The organism is Rhodobacteraceae bacterium M385, from assembly GCA_025141835.1.
Lineage (GTDB): Bacteria > Pseudomonadota > Alphaproteobacteria > Rhodobacterales > Rhodobacteraceae > Gymnodinialimonas.
Map to the genome: position 1 here is coordinate 2,567,397 of CP081102.1, position 21,919 is coordinate 2,589,315.

A 21,919-nucleotide genomic window follows, 5' to 3' on the forward strand; every position below is an offset into this window, starting at 1 on the left:
CCGCGCAAAAAGGCAACAAGCGGGAATTCTTAGTAACTATGAAAGGTTTGCAGCAAAGCACCGATTCACGCAACGAAATGTCCGCGCGAATTGCGTCACGTGGGCCTTTCCAGCGATGAGTGCCGCCCCTATCTGCCCCAGTGAACCTGTTGCAGTTAAGGCAGGGAAAGCTGCCACTTAGGTGCAAAGGCCCGAAACTAAGGCGCCGCTTATATGCACTTCGATGAAGTTACTTATTAGAATTGATTGTGAATCCAACGCTTTGCGGCCAACCTACCCGCGGTTAGGGGCGCTTGAGCAAGAGGGAATACCATGGCTGGAAAATCCATAGACATGCCTGACGTAACAATTGCAGGCCATCAGAGCACAGATCCGTCTGTCGAGACCTGGCAGAAAACCCAGCGGACTGAAGCCGTTACTAAGGGAATCACGTCCGAAGATTCATTCGATACCGAACTGCGGGACGCTTTGAGGCGTCAGAATATCGCTGACGCTCGCACTCTGGTCGCCAATGCCGAGGCAGTTCTTGCGGCCCATAACGCGACGCCGCCACAGTCGGGGATGGTTCCGACGCCCGCTCAACTCGCCGCCGGGAAGGCACGGATCGCAATGGCTGTCGGAGATGGCGCTGCCGCCCGCGCGATCCTTTTGCTAGCGATTGAGCGTAGCCCCAAAGATGACGGGCTTCGCACGTTAATGGCGGAAGTCATGCTGGCCGATGGCCGTGCAACCGACGTGCGCCCGGTCCTCAAGCATTTGAACGGCAGGTCGAATGGTGCTGAATTGGCGGCACAGGATAAGTCCGACTCGGCCGATACCTGACTATTATGCCAAGCGCGCCGGTTGCGTTTAGCATTCGGAAGCCCGGTTTCAGAATTCCTCAAAGAATGCACTGGGGGCTGGGGGCGACTTGGCACACGCAGATTGAGCCGTTTCCGCAGTAGTTAGGCAGGCTTCACGCACTCTTTCCAAAGTGACGCCCGAACCGAGAGGTGTGGCGCGAAGGTGAATCGATCCTGTCGCCGAGACCTCGGCGGCGGCAGCCGCTGTAATCTGCCTCAAGGCATCGAGTGCCTGCGCGATGCTATCAATGTCCTGAAGCTCCACCATTAAGGTGGCGGCAACTTCACTATCTGAGGCGGCAATATCGCCAAGCGCATGATCGAGCCGTTGCGCAATTTGCATCAAGCGCCCCGCCTCGCCCGAAAGGTTGGCAAACAGCTTGCCGACCGAAATGGTCGATGCCCCGCCCCACGACACTATAGCGGCCCTACGACGCGTTCGATGCAGGCTTTCAACGCCGTGGGGGAAAATGGCTTTTTCAGAAAATTGTTCATCCCCAACTGCTTACCCTTGTCGATGACGGTGCTGTCTGTTGTGCCCGTTATTAGAATAAACCCTGTCTTTGCCGCCTGCTGGTTGCTTCGCAGCGCGTGCAACAGATGCAACCCGTCCATTCCCGGCATGTTGTAATCGGAAATCACCATATGCACCGGTGCGGCGGAAAGTTTTTGCAGCGCCTCCTGCCCGTCCGCGCAATGGTCGATCGCCCCGATCCCCATCCATTCCAACGCCTGAATGATTAATCCTCGACTGGTTGACATATCGTCCACCACAAGAACCCTCAGCATGTCTTTCGTGCTCATTTCGTGCCCCCTAAGCGCTTAGTTCATAATGGGTCACGCCCGCCGGTTTGAACCGTTTCACAGCGGGGCCGGTGACCCGTTCAGAATGTCCAATAATCAGGTGCCCCCCGTCCTGCATCACGTTGGCAAACCGGGGCCAAAGGCGTTGCTGCGTCTCTTGCGAAAAGTAGATCACGACGTTGCGACAAAAGACGACGTCGAACTTCCCTTGCATCGGCCAGGGGTGCTGCAAGTTGAGGCACCCGAATTGCACCATGGAGCGCACAGCGCTGCACAGCTCAAAATTGTCGTCCGAGACCCTTTCGGTGAATTTCCCAAGGACCGGATGTGCCAACTTTTCTTCGTCGGTGATCCGAAACCGCCCCTTACGACCTACGTCGATGACGTTTCTGTCAATATCTGTCGCAAGAATGCGCACATCCAAAGAACATGCATCCGGGAATGCGTCGAGAGTTGTCATGGCGAGGGAAAATGCCTCTTCACCGCTGGAACATCCCGCCGACCAGAAGCGCACTTTTGCGCCATCGCGCGCCTTCTCCATCAGCTTGGGTAGTATGGCTGATCGCAGAGTATCGAAATGGTGCGGCTCCCGGAAAAACCGCGTGACGTTGGTGGTGAGCAGAAGGATCATCTCCTGCAACTCAGCAGCGCCTTTGGGACCGGAAAGCAAGTCGCAATAGGCGCTTAGATCGCGCACGCCCAAGTCGCGCAGGCGACGAGATAACCGAGAGATCGCAAGGCCCCGTTTGCCGACCGTCAATTCGATCCCCGTTTCGTCTTGCAGGAACTTTGCAAGATTCTCGAACGCCGCTCTCTCTGGGGAACGGGGCGGTAGGTTTGGAACTTCCGGGACCGAAACGTCTGAATTCATGCGGCTTCTCGACCGGCTGTCGGCACGACGCGGCCCAAATCAAGGCGACGGATCATACGATCTTCCACCAAAACGACGCCCGAAATAAATGCTTTCACTTGATCCGACACCATGTCGGGCACCGCGTGCATGGCGTCATCCGAGACCGCCAGAATGTCTGAGACGACATCGGCTAGAAGGCCGATGGTTTGGCCCTCTACCACCGTGATGATGATCACGTGACGAGCGCTCGGCTCTGACGGGCCAAAGCCCAATCGATCCGACAGATCCACCACCGGAACGACAGAGCCGCGCAGGTTGATGACCCCCTTCACATAGCTTTGGGCATGCGGCAGCGTTGTCGTTTCAGTCCAGCCCCGAATTTCGCGCACTGACATGATATCAAAGCAAAAATCCTGCCCCGCAACGCAGAACGCGACGACTTCCTGGGTGCTCCTTTCAACTTCTGCTTCAGCTTGCGACATAGAACTCTCCCTCATCTATCGGGCGCGCCTTGAGATCAGAATTGGCAGGTACGGGTGCGACGCCCGCGGCGATGCCTTCAGGATCGACAATCAAGGCAATGCGCCCATCCCCCAAAATAGTGGCCGCCGCGATACCGCTGATCTGGGCATAGTTTGTCTCTAGGCTTTTGATAACGACTTGGCGTTGGTCGTGGAGCGCATCGACGATCAGGGCGCAGCGCCGCTCCGCTTCGGTTTCGACCACCAGCAGCACGTGGTCTTCAAGGCCTTCGGGTTCTTGCCGAAAGCCGAACATCGCCCCAAGATCCGCAACCGGCACCAAAGTATCGCGGATGGACAACACCCGACTGCCGGACCCGATCGTGTGAATTTGTGCGCCGTTGGGATGCAAGGTTTCCTGAATCGCCGTGATCGGGATCACCATGGTCTGACCAGCTACCACAACAATCATTCCTTCAAGCACCGCAAGAGTCAGCGGCAAACTTATAGAAAATACAGTTCCTTGGCCGACTTCAGACGAGATTGCCAGGCGCCCTCCTAGCGAAGATATTTCGTTGCGCACCACATCCAGACCGACGCCTCGGCCGGATAATTCGGACACTTCATCCTTGAGGGAAAAGCCCGGCATAAACAGCAACGCATCAATCTCGGACGGGGTCAGAGGGGTTTCGGGCGATACAAGTTTGCGCTCAATGGCAATTTCTCGCACCTTTTCTCGGTTTATCCCGCCACCGTCGTCCGAAATCTCGATCACCACGCGGCCAGATCTATGGGCCGCCGACAACGTCACGGTTCCTTCGGCCGGTTTGCCCGCCGCCAACCTTTCTTCGGTGGTTTCCAATCCGTGATCCACCGCATTGCGCACCATGTGGTTCAATGGGTCCACAAGGCGTTCCAATACGGTCTTATCAACCTCCGCCGCTTCGCCCTTCATCACGAGTTTTACGCGTTTTCCGGTCATCGTACCGGCATCGCGGATGGTGCGTGCCATGCGTTGAAACAGCGGCTTCACGGGTTGCGCACGGATCGCCATGACACCTTCCTGAATTTCTCCCGCGAGCTGTTTGAGGCCTTCAATTTCCTGCAACACGTCGTGACCCGTCGGTAGGTCTAGCGTGCCGACCGCTTGGGTCAGCATTGCTTCTTTTATGACCAACTCCCCGACCAGGTTAATGAGCTTGTCTACCCGCTCAAAGTCGACGCGGATTGTCTGGAGAGAGGCCGCGGGCGCGGCAAGATGAGGGGCGCTTTCTACCTTAGTTTTTGGCGCTTCCACCACGGGGTTGGGATTAGCGTGCGTTGGAGCTTTCGGCGCGGGGCTCGGAAGGGGCTGTGCCTCTCGGATCGGGAGCGGCGTAATAGTGAGATGCGCGCAATCCATCACGAAATCAAAAACGTCGCGGATCACGTCTTCCGAGGCATCCGTCCTCAAATCAATGTCCCAGGTGATGAAAGACATGGAAGGGTCAAGTTGCGCGAGGGGCGGGACGTCTTCCACGCGGGCGCTGACGGAACAGGTCCCGAACTTGGCCAAGGCGCGGAATAACAGCGCAGGCTCATTCCCGCTGCTAAAGAGCTCTGGTTCGGCGCTGAATGTCAGTTGGAACCCGGGTACTTCCACGGGCATTTCAGGGATCGCGTCAAAGTCACCCAAGTCCAGTGAAAGCGGCTCGAAGGAGGCTGCGGCCACTTCGGTTTGCTCTTCTGCGGAAACCGCCTTGCCGATCACCGCATCTAATTGATCCCCAAGAGTTATTGCCGGGGCGGGGTTCAAGTCCTTGCCCTCACGGGCGGAGGCCACGAGGTCCGACAAGTGGTCGCCGCAGCGTTGGCAAAGCAATAGCAGGTCAGAGGATGCCGTAACCGCACCAGAACGCAATCGGTCCAGGGCGGTCTCAAAATGGTGGGCGAAGGCGACCAGTGCCGTCAGGCCAAAAGCCCCCGCGCCGCCCTTGATGGAATGAACCGCACGGAACACCACGTGAATAGTTTCGTCATCGCCGGAGCCGTCAATCATGTGGCCGAAGCCATCATGCATCGCTTCCAGAAGCTCCTCACATTCCTCGAAGAAAGAGGACTGGAAGTCGTCTGTTCCGCCGACGCTCATCCCTGCCCCTTCGTATCCGCGACCCGCTCAATCGCCCAGACCAGTTTTTCATCGTCGAAGGGCTTAACGATCCAGCCAGTAGCGCCGGCGGATCGCGCTCGGGCCCGCAACTCAGGCGCGGATTCCGTCGTCAGCACCAGAATTGGGACGACGCGGTCACGGGTCAGACTGCGCGCCGCTTCGATAAACCCGAACCCGTCGAGGTTAGGCATGTTGATATCGGTTATCACTACATCAGGATCGCCGTTGGCAAACCGTTCCAGCCCCTCGTTGCCATCTTCCGCCAGCTCTACCGAATAGCCAACCCTGCCGAGCGCTGTGCTCAACAAACTGCGCATGGTTTTTGAATCATCAATCGCGAGAACGGACAGGCTCATGCAATGCCCTCCGTCGGCAAGATGTCCTCAGGCAGGGCCCCGATTGCAGATGGATCGACGCCAAGTTCCGCCACCGCGGTTGCCAATATCGGGCTGACCGGGGCCACGCGGAAATCGTGGCAGTCTTCTTGCCATTGCCGTTTCGCCGCGACCAATATCTGAACAAGAAGCGTTCCAGCGTGAGCGACGCCCCGACTATCCACGTGAAGGGCCGCGCCGCGATGTTCCAGCAATTCGCGAGCGATTGGGGGGGCTGTAAGACTATCGAGATGTCCTTCAAGGTTATACGTATCGACCATCATCTCGCTCCTTTTGAGGCGCTCGAATAGAGAACACCCTGCCCCGCCCGGCTACTCCTATGGCGGCACGCCATTTCTATTCGCGGACATAGGCAAGCCCGCCGCGCAAAGGGGTAACGGATGCAATGTGAAGGTTGCGTTAACAGCCAGGCGAAAATCGCAAATCTGATGTGATGGGGAAATTCGATGGCTCAAAAGAGTTTCTTAACGAATTGCCGCTAGCCCTGAGAAACGACGTGTCGCTTGCGTCCTCGGTGCCGACAGCCACCGGGAAAGAGAAAATAAAAGGGGTTTTAGAGTGATTTCCGGGCTACATGCGCATTCCACCCTAAGCGTTTCTGTCATCCAGCCTGACCACAGCGCGCGGGCTGCTTTCGTGCAAAGACTTGCCCAAGACGGGCGCCTTATGGTCGTTGGTGCATTTGCATCATTGACCGATGCTTACGCCCAAACCGAGGCACAGCCTCCGGACGTCACGATCTGTTCGCCCTGCATCGCGCGGCGGCCAGAGTTTCCGATGTTCAGGGCGTTGCTGCATATGATTGGCAGCGCCTTCATCGCCGCCCACACCGCGACCCGTGCCGGGTGCATTCTCCGCGCGCTTGGCCTCAGTGTTGAGGAAGCGCCTCCCTTCCCTTCTCTTCATTCGCCGCGCCGAGCTAAGCCGCAACGGGTTGTCGCCATTGGTGCCTCAACTGGGGGGGTAGAGGCGCTAAAGGAGGTGTTGTCTAACTACCCCAAAGACTGCCCGCCAACGCTGATCGTGCAACATATCAAGCCGGACTTTCTGGAGCGGGTCGTTACGCGCCTTGATCGCAACTGCGCCGCCCACGTGACGCTCGGGAAGCAGGATATGCCGCTGCGCGCCGGGACTGTTATCTTCGCACCCGGCCCCCGTTCCCAATTGACCTTAGATCCGCAGCGCATGCGGTGTGTCGTGTCGCAAGCCCCGCCTGTTTCGGGCTATCGACCGTCCATCGACGCATTATTCAAAAGTGTCGCCCCCCTGGGCAGCCGCGCCGTGGGCGTGATCCTGACGGGCATGGGGCGCGACGGCGTTGACGGTTTGGGCGCGATCTATCGGGCCAACGGCTGGACCATCGCGCAAGATGGTGCGACTTCGAAAGTTCACGGCATGCCCCGCCTTGCCGCCGAACAAGGGTTTGCCCGCGAAGTCCTTCCTCTTCCTGACATACGCAAAGCAATTCTGAGCGCCGCCTCCTTAACCGCGGCACCGATCCCATGATCAACTTCTCCAACCCCCACATGCAGCACGTCATGCAAGGACAGTTGCGGGTGTCACGCGACCCGAAGCAAACGCTCACCAGTATTCTGGGCTCGTGCATTTCTGCCTGTATGCGCGACCCGGAATTGAGACTGGGGGGGATGAACCATTTCCTGCTGCCCGGGGATGATCCGCGCAAGGGCAATAGCGTCCGATACGGTGGCCGCAGTATGGAAGAACTCACCAATGCACTGCTGCGACAGGGCGCGGCGCGGCATCGGTTGGAGGTTTGGCTGTTCGGCGGAGCGAATGTGCTGGGTGCGAAAACTGGCGTTGGAGAGGCGAACTGCACCTTCGCCTACAACTTCGTGCATACTGAAGGGTTTAATCTGCGGGGGCATGATCTTGGCGGCAGGCGTGGCAGGCGCGTTCGCTTTTCCCCCTACACCGGAGAGGTGGAGGTATCCCTTATGAAGGTGGCCCCGGTCTCCAAACCCATCGCCACGATACCCGCCAGCCCGGAAATTGAGCTTTTTTAGCTTTTCTCTTTGATCGGCATCAGCCAAAGCCCTATGTCCCTGAGACAGAGAGGCGCGCCGCCTCAACTTGACGGCACCAATCAATTGGCGCCATTGAAACGTACACTTTGCGCTGGTGGTGGCTCTACTCGTCTGAAATTTTGGCCCTACCATTTTTGAGACCAATAGGCTCATTAATCGCGCAACAGCGGACCCACGGGGGAGTCCGCTCTGGGGAGATTCGCCATGAAAATGACCACCGAAGAAGCCTTCGTCAAAACACTTCAGATGCATGGCATCGACAACGCTTTCGGCATTATCGGCTCTGCCATGATGCCCATTTCCGACATTTTCCCCGATGCGGGCATCACTTTCTGGGACTGCGCCCACGAGACATCTGGCGGCATGATGGCCGATGGCTACACCCGCGCCACCGGCAAAATGTCGATGATGATCGCGCAAAACGGCCCCGGCATCACCAACTTCGTGACCGCCGTGAAGACCGCCTATTGGAACCACTCGCCGGTCTTGCTGGTTACGCCGCAGGCCGCCAACAAGACCATCGGCCAAGGCGGTTTCCAAGAGATGGAGCAGATGAACCTGTTCGCCGACTGTGTGGCCTATCAAGAAGAAGTGCGTGACCCTTCGCGCATTGCGGAAACGCTGAACCGCGTGATCATGCAGGCCAAACGTGCCTCGGCCCCGGCGCAAATCAACGTACCACGCGATTTCTGGACGCAAGTGATCGACATTGACCTGCCTGTCATCGTTGATTTCGAGCTTCCCCAAGGCGGCGCCCGCGCGGTGCAAGAAGCGGCCGATTTGCTGTCGAGCGCCAAGTTCCCCGTGATCCTGAACGGCGCAGGTGCGATCCTGTCCGTTGGCGGGATTGAGGCTTCTCGTGTGTTGGCTGAACGGCTGGATGCGCCTGTGTGCGTTGGCTATCAGCACAATGACGCGTTCCCCGGCAACCACCCACTTTATGCCGGTCCTTTGGGCTACAACGGCTCCAAGGCGGGGATGGAGTTGATCTCTCAGGCGGATGTTGTCCTCTGCCTTGGCACCCGCCTTAACCCATTCTCCACCCTTCCCGGGTATGGCATTGATTACTGGCCGCTGGACGCCAAAATCATTCAGGTGGACCTGAACCCGGACCGCATCGGCCTGACCAAAAAAGTCACCGTTGGCATCGTCGGCGACGCGGCCAAAGTGGCGACTGCAATTACCGAAAAGTTGGCCGATGGCGCGGGCGACACCGATCGCTCGGCACGCAAGGACAAGATCGCGCAGACCAAATCCGCTTGGGCGCAAGAATTGACCTCGATGACCGAAGAGGCCGACGATCCTGGCACCGATTGGAATGCACGCGCCCGCAATGCCAAGCCTGATTGGATGGCCCCTCGTATGGCGTGGCGTGCGATCCAGGCCGCCCTCCCGGTGGAGGCGATTATCTCTAGCGATATCGGCAACAACTGCGCCATTGGCAACGCCTACCCTTCGTTCAACGAAAGCCGCAAATATCTGGCCCCCGGATTGTTTGGCCCGTGCGGCTATGGCTTGCCGTCGATTGTTGGCGCCAAGATTGGCCGTCCTGACGTGCCCGTGGTGGGATTTGCCGGCGACGGCGCGTTTGGCATCTCGGTTAACGAATTGACCGCCATCGGGCGCGGCGACTGGCCTGCGATCACGCAGATCGTGTTCCGCAACTACCAATGGGGCGCAGAGAAGCGGAATTCCACGCTGTGGTTCGACGATAATTTTGTCGGCACCGAGCTGGATGAACAGGTTTCCTATGCCGGTATCGCCAAGGCTTGTGGCCTGAAGGGAGTTGTTGCGCGCACCCAGGATGAGCTGACAGCCGCACTGGCACAAGCGATCAAGGACCAGATGGAAAACGGTGTGACCACGCTGATCGAGGCGATGATCAACCAAGAACTAGGCGAACCGTTCCGCCGTGACGCGATGAAGAAGCCAGTCAAGGTCGCGGGCATCTCCAAGGACGATATGCGCCCGCAGCGGATCGCGTGATGACGTGGCACTTGGCCGTCAACGCCGGGTCGTCGTCTTTAAAGATTGCGGCCTTCGGCGATGACGGTACGCCCCTCTCCAGTCGGACACTGGCCGAGGTTGATGCAGGTACCCTCGGGGCGGGAGCATTCGCCGCTGCCGTGGGTGATCTACAGATGGCGGGGCCGCCTACGGCAATCGGGCACCGCGTCGTTCATGGCCTGCACCTTAGCGCGCCCTCCCGCCTTACCCCGGACGTCCGCGGCGTGATCGAGCAGGCCTCGGCCTTCGCGCCGCTCCACAATCCTCCAGCGCTGAACCTGATGGACCTTTGCGCCCAAGCGTTTCCTCAAGCGGCGCAATTGGCTTGCTTCGACACCGCTTTCCACGCCGCGAACCCCGATCTGGCCACGACACTGCCCCTTCCCGAACCCCTTCGTGCAGCGGGCATTCGGCGTTACGGGTTTCACGGCCTCTCCTACTCTTCGCTCGTGCGCCGGTTCACGGCGCAGACCGATATGCCTTTGCCTGCCCGAACGCTTATGGCCCACTTGGGCGCGGGTGCCTCGCTTGCGGCGGTGCGCGATGGCGTCGGCGTCGCCACAACAATGGGTTTTTCGCCCTTGGACGGATTGCCCATGGCAACCCGATCGGGCGCGATGGACCCCGGCGTGATCTTTCACTTGCTACGCGAAGGCCACACGCCAGAGGCCGTGGAACATTTGCTGACGCGCGAAAGTGGCCTTACCGGGCTGGCGGGCAGCGGATCCATGAAGGACTTGATGGCCCGAGATGATGCAGAAGCCCGCTTTGCTGTGGATCACTATGTGCATTGGGTCCAACGCCACGCGGGCGCGATGTGCGCCGCTATGGGCGGGATCGACGCCATGGTTTTCACGGGCGGCATCGGCGAAAATGCCGCCGCCTTGCGCGACAGGATTACGGCGGGCCTCTCTTGGACCGGCCTGAAACAAGAAAGCGTCTTCGTCATTGCCGCCGACGAAGAAGGAGAGATTGCAGCCGCCCTGCGTGCCCTTGCGTTCTGACCCGCCTTCTGGCCCTAACCATCGTCCCTTCTGGCCCTACTCAGACTCAGCAACCAAGGTGAATTTTGCGCATCGTATTCATGTCCCGCGGGGCATTTTGAGGAGGGTCCACCATGGCCTATGATGCAACGAATTCACTTGAAGCCCACTGGATGCCGTTCACGGATAACCGTGGCTTCAAAGAAGACCCGCGCCTTGTGGTGCGGGCGGAAGGCGTCCACCTTTACGACCATAAGGGCGGCCAATTGTTGGACGGGTCCAGCGGACTGTTTTGCAGCCCCGCGGGCCATTGCCACCCCAAAATTGCCGAGGCCGTCGCCAAGCAGATGACGGAATACACCTACGTGATGCCGTTCCAAGTGGGTCACCCCGGATCGTTCGCGCTGGCCGAAAAGATCAGCCGCATGTTGCCCGAAAAGATGAACCATGTGTTCTTCACCAACTCCGGCTCTGAATCCGTGGATACGGCGATGAAGATCGTCATGGCCTATTGGAACGCGCGCGGCGAGTCGCGCCCCCGTTTCGTGAGCCGTGAGCGGGCTTATCATGGCGTGAACATCGGCGGCGTGTCCCTATCTGGCATGGTGAAAAACCGCGACATTTTCCACGCCACGGTTCCCGGCGTCATGATGCTGCGCCACACCTATGACCCGTCCGAGACGTTCATCCCCGGTGGCCATTCCGAACATAACGGCGAAGAACTCGCCAATGATCTGGAGCGGATGGCCCAGACCTATGGCGGCAACAACATCGCCGCCGTGTTTGTAGAGCCCGTGGCCGGTTCCACCGGTGCGCTGCCGCCCCCCAAAGGTTATTTGCAACGCCTGCGCAAGATTTGTGACGGCTACGGAATTTTGCTGGTGTTTGATGAGGTTATCACCGGTTTCGGCCGCATGGGCACCGCCTTTGCCGCGCAGAAATATGGTGTGGAGCCGGACATCATCACCATGGCCAAAGCGCTCACCAACGGCTCCATCCCCATGGGCGCCGTGGCCTGCCGCGATGACATTTACGAGACCGTCGTGGGTAGTTCCAAGCGCGGATTGACCGAGTTTTTCCACGGCTACACCTATTCCGGCCACCCCGCCGCCTGCGCCGCCGGCAACGCCATGATGGATATCATCGAGGAGGAAAGCCTGTTCCAGCGCGCCGCCGACATGATCCCGTATTTTGAGAAATCTCTGATGGACGGCCTCAAGGATCACGAGATGATCAAGGACATCCGCGTCGCGGGCCTGATGGCAGGCGTCGAAGTCCACGCCGAGGGCGGCCCCGGTATGCGGGGGACCGAACTGCAAAAGCGCATGTTCTGGGATGGTCTTTCCGTCAAATTTACCGGCGATAACGCAATCATTGCGCCGCAATATATCTCGACCCGCGAAAACGTGGACGAGATCGTTGGCCGCTTCCGCAAAACGCTCGACCATATGCTGGCGCACGGCTAGCATTTTCGGGCGGGCTGTCGTGGCCCGCTCGCCTCTCCTCTCTCTCCTCCTGACCGGGTTTCCATCACATGACCAAAGTCCCCTCTCACGCCCGCGTCGTTATCGTCGGCGGCGGCGTCGCTGGCTGTTCCGTGGCCTATCACCTGACGAAACTGGGTTGGAAAGATGTGGTTTTGCTGGAACGCAAGCGCCTGACAAGCGGGACGACATGGCACGCGGCAGGTCTGATCGCGCAGTTGCGCGCGACCAAGAACATGACCCGGCTGGCGAAGTATAGCCAAGAACTCTACGGCAACTTGGAAGCTGAAACAGGCGTCGCCACGGGCTTTCGCCGCTGCGGCTCTATCACCATGGCGCTGACAGAACACCGCGCCGAAGAAATCCGCCGCCAAGCCTCGATGGCGCGTAGTTTCGGGGTCGAGGTGGAAGAAATCGACGCCGCCGAAGTGCTGCGTCACTACCCTCATGTGAACACCGAAGGCATGACCGCCGCCGTTTGGCTACCGCTGGATGGCCAAGGCGACCCGGCCAACATCGCGCTATCCATGGCCAAGGGCGCCCGCATGGGCGGCGCGACGGTGTTAGAGAACGTGAAAGTCACCGGCGTTGATACCGAAGGTGGAAAGGTTAACGGCGTTAACTGGGAGGCAGACGGCGACAGCGGCACGATCAAAGCCGACATGGTGGTGAACTGCGCCGGCATGTGGGCGCGCGACTTTGGCCAAATGGCGGGTGTAAACGTGCCGCTGCAAGCCTGCGAACATTTCTACATCGTGACCGAGAGTATCCCTTCGCTCGAACAGCTCCCCGTGCTGCGCGTCCCCGACGAATGCGCCTACTACAAGGAAGACGCGGGCAAGATGCTTTTGGGCGCGTTCGAGCCTGTCTCCAAGCCCTGGGGCCCGATCCCCGAAGACTTCGAGTTCGATCAATTGCCCGAGGATTTTGACCACTTCGAGCCGATCTTGGAAAACGCCATTGAACGGATGCCCATGTTGGCCGAAGCGGGCATTCATACCTTCTTTAACGGTCCCGAAAGCTTTACCCCCGATGATGCCTACCACATGGGCCCCGCGCCCGAGGTTGACGGCTATTGGGTCTGCGCGGGCTTCAACTCCATCGGTATCCAATCGGCGGGCGGCGCCGGTTGGGCGCTGGCGGAATGGATGGAAAACGGCATTCCCCCCTTCGATGTGGGCGACGTGGACATCCGCCGGATGCAGCCGTTCCAACGCAACAAGCGCTACCTGAAGGAACGGGCCTCTGAAACGCTCGGCCTGCTTTACGCCGACCATTACCCCAACCGCCAGAAAGCCACCGCCCGGGGCGTCCGGCGCACACCTCTGCACGAACACCTCAAGGCCCAGGGCGCTGTGTTCGGGGAACTTGCCGGATGGGAACGCGCCAACTGGTTCGCCAATGAAGACCAAGAACGGGAATACAAATACGACTGGAAAGGCCAGAACTGGTTCGCCAACCAGGCCCAGGAACACAGCGCCGTGCGCGAGGCTGTGGGCATGTACGACATGTCCTCCTTCGGCAAGATCCGCGTCGACGGCCCCGACGCCGAGGCCTTCCTCAACCGCATCGCGGGCGGCGACATGTCCGTTCCCGTGGGCAAGATCGTCTACACTCAATTCCTCAACCCCCGCGGCGGGATCGAGGCCGACGTGACCATCACCCGCCTCGGCCGCGACAGCTATTTCATCGTCACCCCCGCCGCGACACTGATCCGCGACATGGCATGGCTCAAGATGAACCGCCGCGACGAAATCGTGGTCCTCACCGATATGACCGCCTCCGAGGCCGTTATCGCCGTCATGGGCCCGCACGCGCGCGACCTGATGCGATCCGTCAGCCCCAACGACTGGTCAAATGAGGCCTTCCCCTTCGGCACCGCGCAAGAGATCGAAATCGGCCTCGGCATCGCGCGCGCCCACCGGGTCACCTATGTGGGCGAGTTGGGGTGGGAGATCTACGTCTCTGCCGATCAAGCCGCCCATGTCTTCGAAACCCTCCACGCCGCCGGCGCCGACCACGGATTGCGCCTGTGTGGCATGCACATGATGGACAGCGCCCGGATCGAAAAAGCCTTCCGTCACTTCGGCCATGACATTACTGGCGAAGATCACGTCGTCGAAGCGGGCCTGGGCTTCGCCGTCGCCAAGAACAAAACCAACTTCATCGGTGCCGATGCCGTAGCCAAAAAACGTGAAGAGGGCCTGCAAATGCGCTTGGTCCAATTCAAACTGACCGATCCCGAGCCCATGCTCTTCCACGCCGAGCCGATTATCCGCAACGGCGAAGTCGTCAGCTACATCACCTCCGGCAACTACGGCCACACCCTCGGCGGTGCCATCGGCTTGGGCTATGTCCCCTGCCCCGGTGAGACCCCAGCAGAAATGCTGGCCTCCACCTTTGAGATCGAAGTCGCCGGCACCCGCATTAAGGCCCAGGCCTCCACACGCCCCATGTACGACCCAAAATCCGAACGGGCCCGCGCCTGAGATCCGCACCCGAACGCGCGAGGCCGCTCCTTCATCTTGGCAAATACACCTCTGGGGGGAACGTCTTTTTCCCCGGAAAAAGGCGTGGGGGGCTAGCCCCCCTGCACCGCCAACCTCGTCCCCAACACCAGCAAGTCACCCCATCTCGGCGATGGTCTCGGCAAGCAATGCCACCCCATCGGCGATCCGTGCCGTCTCTATGGTCGCAAACCCCAACCGCAGCCTGTTGCGCGGTGCGCCCTCACAGGCGTAAAACGCCGATCCTGCCTCGATCAACACGCTCTTTTTGCGAAGCGCCACGGCGAGGGCGTCCGCATCCATCCCCTCTGGCCCCAACATCCACAGCGTTGTTCCCCCTGTGGCCCGACTCAAAGCAGGCGTTAACTCGTTCTCCGCCAGTGCCGCCCGCAGCACCTCATTGCGCCGCGCCATTCGCGTGCGCATCCGGCGCGAATGGCTGTTGTAATGCCCCTCTGACAGGAAGTAGGCCACCGTGCGCTGGGTCAGCCCCGGGGGATGGCGCTCTGACAAGGTCCGCACCGCCCGCGCATGTTCCACAAACCGCGCGTCCGCCGTCAAATACCCCAACCGCAGGCCCGGAAAGATCGATTTGGAAAAACTCCCCACATAGACAACCCGCCCCTGCTGATCCAACGAGCGTAACGCCGGAAGCGACGGCGAAGCGTAGCTCATCTCGTAATCGTAATCGTCCTCAATCACGATGAAATCGCCCGCCTCGGCCCGCTCCAACAAGGCGCGGCGGCGGGCCATGGACATGGTCGCGCCGGTGGGGGCTTGGTGAGACGGCGTCACAAACACTGCTCTGACCCCATCGGGGATCCGATCCACCTGCATCCCGTCGCGATCCACCGGCACCGGATGGATGGTCAGCCCCTGTTGGCGCAGCAGGTTGCGTAACTCTGGATAGCCCGGCTCCTCCATCGCGACATCGCCGCCATTCCCGCCAAAGAGCACCTGCACCGTCAGCCACAGCGCATTCTGCGCCCCCGCCGTTACCAGCACTTCATCCACCGTCGCGGCAACGCCGCGCCCGGACACCGAGCGTCGTACGATTTGTTCTACAAGAAACGGATCGTCGCGGTCGCTGGCGTCATCGGCCACCTGCTCGAAATGCCGCTTCCCCAACCCGCGCCGGACGCAATCACGCCAGTCATCCACCGGAAACCGCGCCACGTCGGGCTCCCCGAAAATAAATGGATAGCGAAAGCTACGCCAATCAGCCGGAGAGGCCTGCGCCCCCAATGCTGGCGGCACCGGGCCAAGGCGGGCGCCCCAATCCAACCGAGCCGCGTCATTGGCCTGCCCCATCGGGCTGACCTCCATCTGCGTCGGCGCATCGCTGGCCACAAAAAAACCGGACCGGGGCAGCGACACGATATAGCCCGTGGACAGCAGGCTTTCATAGGCAAGGCTGACGGTTATGCGACTGATTCCAAGGTGTTGCGCCAAGGCGCGTGTGGCGGGCAACCGGTCGCCGGGCGCAAAGCGCCGGTCCCAAATGGCGCGGGTAATCGCGTCCTTCAGACGTGTCTGAAGACCCACGTTTGCATCTTCCGGCAGGAAGATATGGTGCTCGGAAATGATGGCCATAGAGACTCGCAAAAATGATAAGGCCAGAATGGGAAATTCTGCATGAAACAACAAGGCCAAGCGTCGTCTTGGGGTTGCCAATATCCCCCGCCCATGGTGCTTTCCCGTGACCGTAAAGGAGCCGCACCTGATGTCCCAATATACCGCCAATACCTCGCCCAATGGTCCCGTCCTTGCAGACCTGCGTTCAGACACCGTCACGCAGCCGTGCGAGCAGATGCGCAAGGCCATGGCCGCCGCTGTGGTGGGCGACGATGTGTATGGCGACGATCCCAACGTGAACCGCCTGGAAGCCACCTTGGCCGAGCGTTTGGGCAAGGACGCTGCCCTTTTCGCCCCCTCGGGCACGCAATCCAACCTGCTGGCTATGCTTGCCCATTGCGGCCGCGGGGAAGAGGTTATCGCGGGCGGCGCGTACCACGTGATCCGCTATGAGGCGGCGGGTGCCTCGGTCTTGGGTGGTGTGGCCTTGCACGCCCTGGATGCCGCCCCCGACGGCGCGTTGGAAGCCGCCGATATCACCGCTGCGATCAAGGAAGACGACAGCCACCACCCCGTCAGCCGCCTGCTATCGCTGGAAAACACCCACAACGGCCAAGCCGTGTCCCTGCCCCGGATGCAGGCCGCCGTGGACGCAGGCCGCGCGGCGGGGTTGAGCCTGCATCTGGACGGCGCCCGGTTTTTCAACGCAATCACCGCGCTTGAATGCGCAGACTCGGCGCTTGCGGGGCCGTTTGATACCGTGTCGATCTGCCTATCCAAGGGCCTCGGCGCGCCTGTGGGCTCGGTGCTTGTGGGGCCGAAAGACCTGATCGCGCGGGCGCGGCGGATGCGCAAAATGTTGGGCGGAGGGATGCGCCAAGCGGGCGTTCTGGCCGCTGCCGGGCTCTACGCGCTGGAGAACAACGTCACCAGATTGGCCGAGGATCATGCCCGCGCAGAAGATCTTGCTGCGCATCTGACCGCCTTGGAATTAGGCGACGTCTCGCAAAACACCAACATGGTTTTCCTGACACCGCGCCCGGGGCTGGACCTGCGCCAACTGGCCAGCCACGGCATTCGCACCTCTGCGCCGGAACCTGCTCTGCGCCTTGTGTTGCACCGCGATGTGACCGACGCGGGCCTCGCGGCCACGAAGGCGGCGTTTACCGCCGTTGCCTAGGGTGTCGGCCCGCCGCTGCCCATCATCAGGCTGGCAAGGTAGGGCACCGAAAGACCAAGGGCCACGATCGCGCCCACGATGATAACCCACCGCAAGCCGGACATGACCCGGCGCAAGACCTGCTCGACCGCGAACCACGTGAACAGCCCCAAGCCGAAGGCGACCGTCCCCGGAAGGGCGTTAACCGACGAGCCGATTTGTACGATCCAATCGGTCAGACCTTGAACGAGAGATGCGAAATCCATGGGTGCTCCGTTTCTTCTGCGCGCAAAGATGTGCCTGAGACGGCCCCGAAGTGCCAGACGTGTTTGGCAAAGGTGACAAGCGCTGTGGCATTCGCCACAAAGGCGCAACAAAAATGAGGCTTCCCATGAACGATACACTCACCACCCACGATGCGCTGGAAGACCCGCGCAATGCCGACATCAAGATCTATGTAAACGGCGACATCGTCCACCGCGACGACGCCAAGGTCTCGGTCTATGACAGTGGGTTCTTGTTGGGCGATGGCATGTGGGAAGGTCTGCGCCTTTATGATGGTGTCTGGAGCTTCTTCGACGATCACATGGACCGCTTTTTCGATAGCTGCAAAGCGGTATCGCTGGATGTGGGCATGGACCGCGCGGGCATCTTTGCGGCGCTAGAGGCAACGCGGAAGGCCAACGATATGCACACGGACGTGCATTGCCGCCTGATGCTGACGCGCGGGGTGAAGGTGAAACCGTTTCAGCACCCGTCGCTTTCACGCTCTGGTCCGACCTTGGTGATTATCTGCGAACACTCCAAACCCGTGGACCGCTTGCATGACGCGGGCATTCGTCTGGCCACCGTGCCACAGGTGCGCGGCCTGCCGATGAGCCAAGACGCCAAATACAACAGCCACTCAAAGCTAAACTGCGTGATTGCCTGCCTTCAGGCCGAACAGGCGGGCGCGGATGAAGGCTTAATGCTGGACCCCCATGGCTTTGTGAATACCACGAACGCCTGCAACTTCTTCATCGTGCGCAAGGGCGAGGTTTGGACCTCAACCGGGGATTACTGCATGAACGGGGTGACGCGTCAGAAGGTGATTGACCTCTGCCACGCCGAGGGCATCACGGTACGAGAGAAGAACTATTCACTGTATGAGGCCGTGTCAGCAGACGAGGCGTTCCTGACCGGCACCTTCGGGGCGCAAACCCCCGTGGCCGAGATTGATGGCAAGCCCATCGGCACAATGGATCGCCCGGTGACCGCCCGCATCCAAGCCGCTTATAAAGCACTGATCGCAAGGCATATTGCCGAGCAGAAAGCCTAGGCCACCCGCGCCCCTGCCGACCAGACGCTTTGGATTGATGGCACGCCTTCATGGGTGCGGAAACGGATCACATCGGCGCGTTGCCCCACGGCCAGCGCGCCCCGATCCATCAGGCCCGAAGCCCGCGCTGGCGCGGTTGTGACCGTGGCCATGGCGCGCGCCAGATCGCCCCAAACCTCGCCCAAACGCACGGCAGCAAATAGCAAGGCTGACGGCACGTAGTCGGACGACAGAATATCGAGCAAGCCCGCCTCGGCCAGTTCTAACGCCGAGACATTGCCCGAATGGGACGCGCCCCGGATCAAGTTGGGGGCGCCCATCATCACCGCAATCCCCGCGTCGCGGCAAGCCTCTGCCGCGACGCGGGTGGTGGGAAATTCGGCCAAGGCCACGCCGTGGCTGCCGGACCGCGCCACGTGATCCGGGGTCGTGTCATCGTGGCTCGCCAAGGTGGCCCCAAACCGAGCGGCAGCGGCGACGGCGGCGGCTTCATGAACCTCGCGGACCTCTTCTCCCAATGCGATGCGGGTGCGGACGTGTTCGTCAAAGGTCCCCTGGGACAGCCCATGTTTGCCGCGCATATAGATCTCGTATTGTTTAAGGTCCGCGAACTGCCTTTGTCCCGGCGTGTGGTCCATCAACGACACGATGCCGACGCGATCCTCGGGGCCGAATTCTTCCAATTCCTCGATCAACGTATGGGAACAAATCTCGGCCCGCAGGTGCAGATGGTGGCTGATCTTCAACGCGCCACGTGCACGGGCCGCCAGCAATTCTGTCGCCAATTCACGGGCATAGCGTATCCAACTGGCATCGCCTTGTGCCTTTAGCGACCCGGCGCGGATGGCGTCAAACACCGTTGTTATCCCGCAGGATGCAAGCTCTGCATCATGGGCAACAAGGGCGGCGGCATGGGGCCAATGGACGCCCGGACGGGGGCGAATGTGGCGTTCCAGATTGTCGGTGTGCAGCTCTACCAGCCCCGGCGACACGATATCGCCCGCGCAATCCACGGCCGCCGCAGGCACGGTATCGCCCTCGGTCACATCCACGATGTTCTCGCCGTCAAAGGTGATCTGGCCACGCATTTCGCCTTCGGGCAGGATCAGCCGGGCATTGGCAAGGGTCACCGGCTGGGGCATCAGAGAGGACGGATCAGGCATAGCAACCTCTGGGGGACAAATGGATCAGTTCAAAAGGTACGGTTTGTATGTGGTGCCCGAAGGCGAATTGTTCTCAAAAGGCTCTACTTGGTTGGGGTGGGACAGTGTCGCGGGAAAATCGCTGGCGCATTCCCCTGTTAACGACTTGCCCGTCGATATTGACGCCCTCACCGCCACGCCCCGCAAATACGGGTTCCATGGCACAATAAAGCCACCCTTCGTTTTGGCAAAGGGAACGGATGCCGATGGGCTGAATGATGCCGCCCACGCGCTTTGTGCGACCCGCCCTGCGGTGGTGATCCCCAAGTTGGAGGTACGGCGTTTGGGGGGCTTCGTGGCGCTGGTGCCGTCGCAACCCTCTGATGCCTTGGCCGATTTGGCCAGCGCGACGGTGGCAGCCTTGGACAGCTTCCGTGCGCCACCGTCTGACGCGGAACTGGCACGACGCCGAAAGGCGGGCCTGACCGACGCGCAAGAGGCGCTGTTGCAACGGTGGGGCTATCCTTACGTGATGGAGGCGTTCCGTTTTCACATGACCCTGACCGGGCGTACGCCCCACGCCGACGCCGTCCAGCACGCGCTGGCGCAACATTTCGCCCCGGAACTGTCCGCGCCTTTCGCCATTAACTCTCTTGCCCTGATGGCCGAGGACGACGCGGGGGTTTTCCACCTTCTTCATCGCCACACCCTTTCCGGGTAAAGCGCTGATATTGCGCCGGAAACACTCTCTTCAAGCGCAGGGGAATTATCGACCTCCACCACTTGCAAACCCGGTGGCATTGGCTCTGCGATGCGGGACAGACGGCGGTCGCGCCCGGCGCTATCTTCCCGCCCCCGAGAGGCGAGGCGTTCCGCAAGCACCTCGGGCGCGGCGGTGATGTGCAGCACAACAAGTCGCGCAAATATCTGATCGGCCTGCGCCAAGACGCTGCGCGACAGGTTCGCCAAGACATCTTGCCCCTCAGCCAAAACCTCCGTCACCTGCGCCGGGATGCCATAGGACAGGCCGTGGGCCTGCCATTGCAGCACAAACGCGCCTTGGGCAGAGCGGGTGGTGAACTCAGCCTCTGACACGGCATCAAAGTCCTCTCCCCCCGCCTCCGGGGCACGCGTGATGACCCGACGCGCCCGGTGCAGCGCCGGAACGTGGGCGCAGATGCCCTCCATCACACTGTCTTTGCCAACCCCCGACGGGCCCACGACAGCGATAAACCGCCCCGGCAAAACACGATTAGGATCAAGGACATTAGACATACTAAAGGGTTGTCCATTTAAATATACAACTATACAAATACTTAAAGCCTGTCTCTAAAGACATGCAAGCCCTTCATCTGAGGAGGATGAATATGGGACGTATCGCGATTTGGACGGCGATCCACGACACGCTGGTCGAAGAGATCGCCGCCGGGCACTTTCCGCCCGGTGCCCGCCTGCCCACAGAGGCGCAACTGGCGGATCGGTTCGGCGTGAACCGCCACACGGTACGTCGGGCGTTGGCGGCCCTTGCGGACCGCGACATTGTTTTTTCGCGCCGCGGTGCCGGGGTCTTTGTGCGCCACTCGCCAACGCCCTACCCCATCGGACGCCGTGTGCGGTTCCACCAAAACCTGTTGGATGCCAATCGTGTGCCCGACAAGCAGGTACTGCATCTGGAAACCCGCGCTGCGACCCCGCATGAGGCCGAAGCGCTGAGTCTTGCGGGGGCGCCTTTGATCCATGTCTATGAAGGCGTCATCCGGTCTGATGACATCCCCGTCGGCGCGTTCCGGTCGGTTTTTCCTGCGAAGCGGTTCCCGGATTTTCTGAAGGTGATGCGAGAAACAAGCTCGGTCACGAAAACTTTCGCGGCCCATGGCGTGACCGATTACACCCGCGCCCGAACCGAGGTGACAGCCCAAGTCGCCACAAAGGCCCGCGCCGATTTGCTGGAGGTACGCGCCAGCGATCCGGTTCTGCGCACGGTCAGCATCAACGTGGACCAAGAGGGCGTGCCAATCGAATTCGGACGGTCCTGGTTTGCCGCAGACAAGGTCACGCTGACGGTGACGGACACCGATCCGACGGGCTAAACAAGGGACACCTACCTGCCTTTGCCCTGAAACGGCGATGCTCCTGCGCAATTTGAAAAACTTCGTTTTTCCACGACGGAAACCGAGCGCTCGCCCGTTCAATAA

General features: G+C 60.4%; 22 protein-coding genes. 11 read left to right on the forward strand and 11 right to left on the reverse strand.

Annotation, left to right across the window (positions count from 1 at the left end):
• Window positions 1-333 precede the first annotated feature (333 nt).
• Window positions 334-822 carry a hypothetical protein gene (locus K3728_12490; protein UWQ94528.1) on the forward strand — a complete coding sequence of 163 codons (489 nt, stop codon included), beginning with the start codon at window positions 334-336 and terminating at the stop codon, window positions 820-822.
• A gap of 48 nt (window positions 823-870) precedes the next feature.
• Here K3728_12490 and K3728_12495 read toward each other — a convergent pair whose 3' ends face one another.
• The 7 genes from K3728_12495 to K3728_12525 form a co-directional block, all read right to left on the reverse strand.
• Entirely contained in the window at window positions 871-1,185 is a 315-nt protein-coding gene (locus K3728_12495) for a hypothetical protein (protein ID UWQ94529.1), read from the reverse strand.
• Window positions 1,186-1,259: 74 nt separating this feature from the next.
• Entirely contained in the window at window positions 1,260-1,646 is a 387-nt protein-coding gene (locus tag K3728_12500; GenBank protein ID UWQ94530.1) for a response regulator, read from the reverse strand.
• Between the two features lie 10 nt (window positions 1,647-1,656).
• The gene (locus tag K3728_12505; GenBank protein UWQ94531.1) at window positions 1,657-2,517 is read right to left on the reverse strand and encodes a protein-glutamate O-methyltransferase; all 861 of its coding nucleotides are present in this window, start codon (window positions 2,515-2,517) and stop codon (window positions 1,657-1,659) included.
• Complete coding sequence (locus K3728_12510; GenBank protein UWQ94532.1) at window positions 2,514-2,981, reverse strand: chemotaxis protein CheW; 468 nt, start codon at window positions 2,979-2,981, stop codon at window positions 2,514-2,516. Before K3728_12510 ends, K3728_12505 begins: the two co-directional genes overlap by 4 nt.
• The gene (locus tag K3728_12515) at window positions 2,968-5,088 is read right to left on the reverse strand and encodes a chemotaxis protein CheA (protein UWQ94533.1); all 2,121 of its coding nucleotides are present in this window, start codon (window positions 5,086-5,088) and stop codon (window positions 2,968-2,970) included. The genes K3728_12510 and K3728_12515 overlap by 14 nt, the downstream gene beginning before the upstream one ends.
• Complete coding sequence (locus K3728_12520) at window positions 5,085-5,465, reverse strand: response regulator (GenBank protein ID UWQ94534.1); 381 nt, start codon at window positions 5,463-5,465, stop codon at window positions 5,085-5,087. Before K3728_12520 ends, K3728_12515 begins: the two co-directional genes overlap by 4 nt.
• Window positions 5,462-5,767 carry an STAS domain-containing protein gene (locus K3728_12525; GenBank protein UWQ94535.1) on the reverse strand — a complete coding sequence of 102 codons (306 nt, stop codon included), beginning with the start codon at window positions 5,765-5,767 and terminating at the stop codon, window positions 5,462-5,464. The genes K3728_12520 and K3728_12525 overlap by 4 nt, the downstream gene beginning before the upstream one ends.
• A gap of 403 nt (window positions 5,768-6,170) precedes the next feature.
• Here K3728_12525 and K3728_12530 point away from each other — a divergent pair, with 403 nt between their 5' ends.
• The 6 genes from K3728_12530 to K3728_12555 all read left to right on the forward strand — a co-directional run bounded on the left by K3728_12530 (window position 6,171) and on the right by K3728_12555 (window position 14,512).
• Window positions 6,171-7,010: a chemotaxis protein CheB gene (locus K3728_12530; protein UWQ94536.1), complete on the forward strand. Its 840-nt coding sequence runs from the start codon at window positions 6,171-6,173 to the stop codon at window positions 7,008-7,010.
• The gene (locus tag K3728_12535; protein UWQ94537.1) at window positions 7,007-7,528 is read left to right on the forward strand and encodes a chemotaxis protein CheD; all 522 of its coding nucleotides are present in this window, start codon (window positions 7,007-7,009) and stop codon (window positions 7,526-7,528) included. Before K3728_12530 ends, K3728_12535 begins: the two co-directional genes overlap by 4 nt.
• A 225-nt stretch (window positions 7,529-7,753) precedes the next feature.
• Window positions 7,754-9,535: a sulfoacetaldehyde acetyltransferase gene (xsc, locus tag K3728_12540; protein UWQ94538.1), complete on the forward strand. Its 1,782-nt coding sequence runs from the start codon at window positions 7,754-7,756 to the stop codon at window positions 9,533-9,535.
• A complete protein-coding gene (locus tag K3728_12545) occupies window positions 9,535-10,560 on the forward strand; it encodes an acetate kinase (GenBank protein UWQ94539.1) in 1,026 nt (341 codons plus the stop codon). The genes xsc and K3728_12545 overlap by 1 nt, the downstream gene beginning before the upstream one ends.
• 113 nt (window positions 10,561-10,673) lie before the next feature.
• Window positions 10,674-12,005 carry an aminotransferase class III-fold pyridoxal phosphate-dependent enzyme gene (locus K3728_12550; GenBank protein UWQ94540.1) on the forward strand — a complete coding sequence of 444 codons (1,332 nt, stop codon included), beginning with the start codon at window positions 10,674-10,676 and terminating at the stop codon, window positions 12,003-12,005.
• A 68-nt stretch (window positions 12,006-12,073) separates the two neighbouring features.
• Window positions 12,074-14,512, forward strand: coding sequence for an FAD-dependent oxidoreductase (locus K3728_12555; protein UWQ94541.1), 2,439 nt, complete (start codon window positions 12,074-12,076; stop codon window positions 14,510-14,512).
• A 135-nt stretch (window positions 14,513-14,647) separates the two neighbouring features.
• Here K3728_12555 and K3728_12560 read toward each other — a convergent pair whose 3' ends face one another.
• Window positions 14,648-16,123, reverse strand: a complete 1,476-nt coding sequence (locus K3728_12560; GenBank protein UWQ94542.1) for a PLP-dependent aminotransferase family protein — start codon at window positions 16,121-16,123, stop codon at window positions 14,648-14,650.
• 130 nt (window positions 16,124-16,253) lie between these two features.
• Here K3728_12560 and ltaE point away from each other — a divergent pair, with 130 nt between their 5' ends.
• Complete coding sequence (gene ltaE, locus K3728_12565) at window positions 16,254-17,285, forward strand: low-specificity L-threonine aldolase (GenBank protein UWQ94543.1); 1,032 nt, start codon at window positions 16,254-16,256, stop codon at window positions 17,283-17,285.
• On the opposite strand, the gene K3728_12570 is transcribed toward ltaE, so the two are convergent.
• A complete protein-coding gene (locus K3728_12570) occupies window positions 17,282-17,530 on the reverse strand; it encodes a hypothetical protein (protein ID UWQ94544.1) in 249 nt (82 codons plus the stop codon). The genes ltaE and K3728_12570 overlap by 4 nt on opposite strands.
• A gap of 125 nt (window positions 17,531-17,655) precedes the next feature.
• Between K3728_12570 and K3728_12575 the strand changes: the two genes are divergently transcribed.
• Window positions 17,656-18,582, forward strand: coding sequence for an aminotransferase class IV (locus tag K3728_12575; protein ID UWQ94545.1), 927 nt, complete (start codon window positions 17,656-17,658; stop codon window positions 18,580-18,582).
• On the opposite strand, the gene K3728_12580 is transcribed toward K3728_12575, so the two are convergent.
• On the reverse strand, window positions 18,579-19,724 hold the full coding sequence (locus K3728_12580) for an alpha-D-ribose 1-methylphosphonate 5-triphosphate diphosphatase (GenBank protein UWQ97546.1): 1,146 nt from the start codon (window positions 19,722-19,724) through the stop codon (window positions 18,579-18,581). The genes K3728_12575 and K3728_12580 overlap by 4 nt on opposite strands.
• A 40-nt stretch (window positions 19,725-19,764) precedes the next feature.
• On the opposite strand from K3728_12580, the gene K3728_12585 reads away from it, so the two are divergent.
• On the forward strand, window positions 19,765-20,445 hold the full coding sequence (locus tag K3728_12585) for a DUF1045 domain-containing protein (protein UWQ94546.1): 681 nt from the start codon (window positions 19,765-19,767) through the stop codon (window positions 20,443-20,445).
• Here K3728_12585 and phnN read toward each other — a convergent pair.
• Complete coding sequence (gene phnN, locus K3728_12590; protein UWQ94547.1) at window positions 20,421-20,999, reverse strand: phosphonate metabolism protein/1,5-bisphosphokinase (PRPP-forming) PhnN; 579 nt, start codon at window positions 20,997-20,999, stop codon at window positions 20,421-20,423. The two genes, K3728_12585 and phnN, sit on opposite strands and share 25 nt — an antisense overlap.
• 92 nt (window positions 21,000-21,091) lie before the next feature.
• Between phnN and phnF the strand changes: the two genes are divergently transcribed.
• Window positions 21,092-21,814, forward strand: coding sequence for a phosphonate metabolism transcriptional regulator PhnF (phnF, locus tag K3728_12595; protein ID UWQ94548.1), 723 nt, complete (start codon window positions 21,092-21,094; stop codon window positions 21,812-21,814).
• The last annotated feature ends 105 nt before the right edge of the window (window positions 21,815-21,919 follow it).

What these genes read in the sequence shown, in the direction of transcription:
- K3728_12555 (UWQ94541.1), top strand. Translation starts at nt 12,074, where the DNA reads ATGACCAAAGTCCCCTCTCACGCCCGCGTCGTTATCGTCGGCGGCGGC.
- K3728_12585 (UWQ94546.1), top strand. Translation starts at nt 19,765, where the DNA reads ATGGATCAGTTCAAAAGGTACGGTTTGTATGTGGTGCCCGAAGGCGAA.
- phnN (UWQ94547.1), bottom strand. Translation starts at nt 20,999, where the DNA reads ATGTCTAATGTCCTTGATCCTAATCGTGTTTTGCCGGGGCGGTTTATC.
- K3728_12495 (UWQ94529.1), bottom strand. Translation starts at nt 1,185, where the DNA reads ATGCAAATTGCGCAACGGCTCGATCATGCGCTTGGCGATATTGCCGCC.
- K3728_12490 (UWQ94528.1), top strand. Translation starts at nt 334, where the DNA reads ATGCCTGACGTAACAATTGCAGGCCATCAGAGCACAGATCCGTCTGTC.
- K3728_12530 (UWQ94536.1), top strand. Translation starts at nt 6,171, where the DNA reads ATGGTCGTTGGTGCATTTGCATCATTGACCGATGCTTACGCCCAAACC.
- K3728_12545 (UWQ94539.1), top strand. Translation starts at nt 9,535, where the DNA reads ATGACGTGGCACTTGGCCGTCAACGCCGGGTCGTCGTCTTTAAAGATT.
- phnF (UWQ94548.1), top strand. Translation starts at nt 21,092, where the DNA reads ATGGGACGTATCGCGATTTGGACGGCGATCCACGACACGCTGGTCGAA.
- K3728_12510 (UWQ94532.1), bottom strand. Translation starts at nt 2,981, where the DNA reads ATGTCGCAAGCTGAAGCAGAAGTTGAAAGGAGCACCCAGGAAGTCGTC.
- K3728_12535 (UWQ94537.1), top strand. Translation starts at nt 7,007, where the DNA reads ATGATCAACTTCTCCAACCCCCACATGCAGCACGTCATGCAAGGACAG.
- K3728_12575 (UWQ94545.1), top strand. Translation starts at nt 17,656, where the DNA reads ATGAACGATACACTCACCACCCACGATGCGCTGGAAGACCCGCGCAAT.
- K3728_12500 (UWQ94530.1), bottom strand. Translation starts at nt 1,646, where the DNA reads ATGAGCACGAAAGACATGCTGAGGGTTCTTGTGGTGGACGATATGTCA.
- K3728_12550 (UWQ94540.1), top strand. Translation starts at nt 10,674, where the DNA reads ATGGCCTATGATGCAACGAATTCACTTGAAGCCCACTGGATGCCGTTC.
- ltaE (UWQ94543.1), top strand. Translation starts at nt 16,254, where the DNA reads ATGTCCCAATATACCGCCAATACCTCGCCCAATGGTCCCGTCCTTGCA.
- K3728_12560 (UWQ94542.1), bottom strand. Translation starts at nt 16,123, where the DNA reads ATGGCCATCATTTCCGAGCACCATATCTTCCTGCCGGAAGATGCAAAC.
- K3728_12580 (UWQ97546.1), bottom strand. Translation starts at nt 19,724, where the DNA reads ATGCCCCAGCCGGTGACCCTTGCCAATGCCCGGCTGATCCTGCCCGAA.
- K3728_12515 (UWQ94533.1), bottom strand. Translation starts at nt 5,088, where the DNA reads ATGAGCGTCGGCGGAACAGACGACTTCCAGTCCTCTTTCTTCGAGGAA.
- xsc (UWQ94538.1), top strand. Translation starts at nt 7,754, where the DNA reads ATGAAAATGACCACCGAAGAAGCCTTCGTCAAAACACTTCAGATGCAT.
- K3728_12505 (UWQ94531.1), bottom strand. Translation starts at nt 2,517, where the DNA reads ATGAATTCAGACGTTTCGGTCCCGGAAGTTCCAAACCTACCGCCCCGT.
- K3728_12570 (UWQ94544.1), bottom strand. Translation starts at nt 17,530, where the DNA reads ATGGATTTCGCATCTCTCGTTCAAGGTCTGACCGATTGGATCGTACAA.
- K3728_12525 (UWQ94535.1), bottom strand. Translation starts at nt 5,767, where the DNA reads ATGATGGTCGATACGTATAACCTTGAAGGACATCTCGATAGTCTTACA.
- K3728_12520 (UWQ94534.1), bottom strand. Translation starts at nt 5,465, where the DNA reads ATGAGCCTGTCCGTTCTCGCGATTGATGATTCAAAAACCATGCGCAGT.